Genomic DNA, 2,489 nt, shown 5'->3' on the forward strand with positions numbered 1-2,489 from the left:
CCCGGTGTGGCCGCGGTCGGCGCCTGGCTCGCGGGGACCGGACTCGCCCAGGTGATCCCGGACGCACGGGACGAGGCCGACCGTCTGCGCCGCGCCCTATTGTGGGACGGGGAGTCCTGAAGTGCGGGAGCGGTCTGTGTCAACCCTCTGAGCCATAGATGCCGAATTCGGCATACGGGGTTACGCTGGGTACCTGGTCGCGGGGGGCGAATGCCTGCGGTCGGTCCCAACCGGGCGAATCTGGCCGGACTACCGGAACAAGGTGAGGAGACCCCATGAAGGGGAAGATCGGACTCGTCGTCGGGCTCGGCGTGGGCTACGTGCTCGGCACTCGTGCCGGACGTGAGCGCTACGAGCAGATCAAGACGCAGTGGCTCAAGGTGTGGCACCTCGACCCCGTGCAGGAGCAGGTCACCAAGGTCAAGGGTTTCGTCGGCGACAAGGCCGCGGCCGTTCCCGGTGCGCTCTGGACCGGTGTGGTGAAGGTCGCGAAGTCCGTCACCGGCTCGGGCACGCCCGGTCAGCGACTCGACTCCGCCATCGCCACCGGCCGTGAGGCGGCAGAAGATCTCGCCGAGGCGACCGAGGAAGCGGTCGAGGCTGCGAAGTCCACCGCGACGTCGACGAAGCCCGCCGCCAAGAAGCCGGCGGCCAAGAAGCCGGCTGCGAAGCCCGCCCCCAAGAAGTCCGGCGCCTGAGATGCCCCGCGGATACCGCGATCGCGCCGACGACAGCCTGCTGACTCTCCTCGGAGATCTGCCGGAACTCGTCACGAATCTGGTCAAGGCCGAGATCGACGCCGCCAAGGCGTGGGTCTCGCGCACCTCGAAGGATGCCGGCATCGGTTCCATGTGGTTCCTCGTCGCGCTGTTCTTCCTGTTCTGGGCCGTGCCCGTCATCCTCGTCTTCGCGATCGCCGGGCTGTCGTCCTGGTGGCCGGTGTGGCTCTCGGCGATCGCGGTGTTCGGCATCCTGATCCTCGCGGTGCTGCTGTTCGCGTTGCTCGGGATCCTCAAGTTCCGCAAGGTGCTCGCGCGCCAGAACCCGGCGCAGGCCGTCGCCGAAGACATCCGACTCGTGAAGGAGGCCGGCGATGACGAGTTCTGAGTCGCTGCCGCGCACCGCCGTTCCCGGCGGGATCGTCGACCCCGTCGCTTCGGCCCGTGCCGAGCTGAAGGCCGCCCTCGCGGCGATCGAGGTCAAGGGGAACATCCCGCGCCGGGTCGAGAAGGCGTCGACACGTGCGGTGGCGAAGGCCCGCGTGTTCGCCGATCGGAACCCGATCGGCGCGATCGCCGCCGCCGTCGGAATCGCTGCCGCAGTCGGGGGCGCGGTCTGGGCGATCGCGCGCTTCATCTCGCGCTGAGGCGCAGCATTCCGGGAAGCCGCGAGCAGCCCTCCCGGGTGATTAGCGGCTCCTGCGCAAACGAGGCAGACTGGGGAGCATGATGTCCGAAGAGCGCGATGAGAACCCGTCCGGCTTCACCCTCTGGGCTGTCTGGCGACGAAACCCCGACCTCCCCGTGACGGAGAACGACTCGACCGAGCTCGAGACGATCGTCTCCTACATCGAGGACTCGGGTGTCACCGTCCGCGGCTTCTACGACGTCTCCGGACTCAAGGCCGACGCCGACCTCATGGTGTGGCTGCACGGCGACACCGCCGAGGAGCTGCAGAAGGCGCTGCGTCGCCTGCGTCGCACCGAGCTGTTGCGTTCGCTCCTCCCGGTGTGGAACGTCATGGGCGTGCACCGCGACGCGGAGTTCAACCGCTCCCACGTCCCGGGCTTCCTGCGGGGTATGGACCCCAAGGACTGGCTGTGCCTGTACCCGTTCGTGCGCACGCCGGAGTGGTACCTCGCCCCGGAGGAGGAGCGTCGCAAGATGCTCGCCGACCACGGACGCAAGGGCGCCGCGTTCACGGGCGTTCTCGCCAACACCGTCGCCTCCTTCGCTCTCGGCGACTACGAATGGCTGCTGCCGCTCGAAGCCGATGAGCTCACCGACCTCGTCGACATGATGCGCGATCTCCGCTACACCGACGCTCGCATGTACGTGAAGGAGGAGGTGCCCTTCTACACCGGGCGCAGGCTCCGGTTCGACGAGATCGCGGACGTGCTCCAGTAAGCCCATGAGTACCCCCATTCGTCTGGGCACCCGCCGCAGCGCGCTCGCGCAGGCGCAGTCGGGTCACGTCGCCGCAGCCCTCGAGAAGCTCTCGGGGCGCCGCGTCGAGCTCGTCCCGATCACCAGCGAGGGCGACACGAATCGTGCCTCGCTCTCCGAGATCGGCGGTCAGGGCATCTTCGCCACGCGTCTTCGCGAGGCTCTGTTCGCGGGCGAGTGCGACTTCCTCGTGCACTCCCTGAAGGATCTGCCGACCGCCGTCCCCGAGGGCCTCGTGATCGCGGCGACGCCGAAGCGCGAGGATCCGCGCGATGTGGTCCTCACCCGCGACGGCACCCCGCTGCACGAGCTGCGCTCCGGGAG

The 2,489-nt window shown here is 68.6% G+C and carries 4 protein-coding genes and 1 pseudogene; all 5 read left to right on the top strand.

Annotated elements, in window-relative coordinates; translation table 11 throughout:
* Positions 1-275: 275 nt before the first annotated feature.
* Positions 276-698 (top strand): hypothetical protein, encoded by a 423-nt coding sequence (locus KZA10_RS12195; RefSeq protein ID WP_055866191.1) that lies wholly within the window; start codon positions 276-278, stop codon positions 696-698.
* A 1-nt stretch (position 699) separates the two neighbouring features.
* A complete protein-coding gene (locus KZA10_RS12200) occupies positions 700-1,107 on the top strand; it encodes a phage holin family protein (RefSeq protein WP_218683008.1) in 408 nt (135 codons plus the stop codon).
* The gene (locus tag KZA10_RS12205) at positions 1,094-1,366 is read left to right on the top strand and encodes a hypothetical protein (RefSeq protein ID WP_017829545.1); all 273 of its coding nucleotides are present in this window, start codon (positions 1,094-1,096) and stop codon (positions 1,364-1,366) included. The genes KZA10_RS12200 and KZA10_RS12205 overlap by 14 nt, the downstream gene beginning before the upstream one ends.
* Before the next feature lie 79 nt (positions 1,367-1,445).
* Entirely contained in the window at positions 1,446-2,126 is a 681-nt protein-coding gene (gene hemQ, locus KZA10_RS12210) for a hydrogen peroxide-dependent heme synthase (RefSeq protein WP_017829544.1), read from the top strand.
* A 4-nt stretch (positions 2,127-2,130) separates the two neighbouring features.
* Positions 2,131-2,489, top strand: a pseudogene (locus tag KZA10_RS12215) (hydroxymethylbilane synthase); the annotation flags it as partial.

The sequence above is a fragment of the Microbacterium sp. BF1 genome (genome assembly GCF_019279095.1).
Lineage (GTDB): Bacteria > Actinomycetota > Actinomycetes > Actinomycetales > Microbacteriaceae > Microbacterium > Microbacterium maritypicum.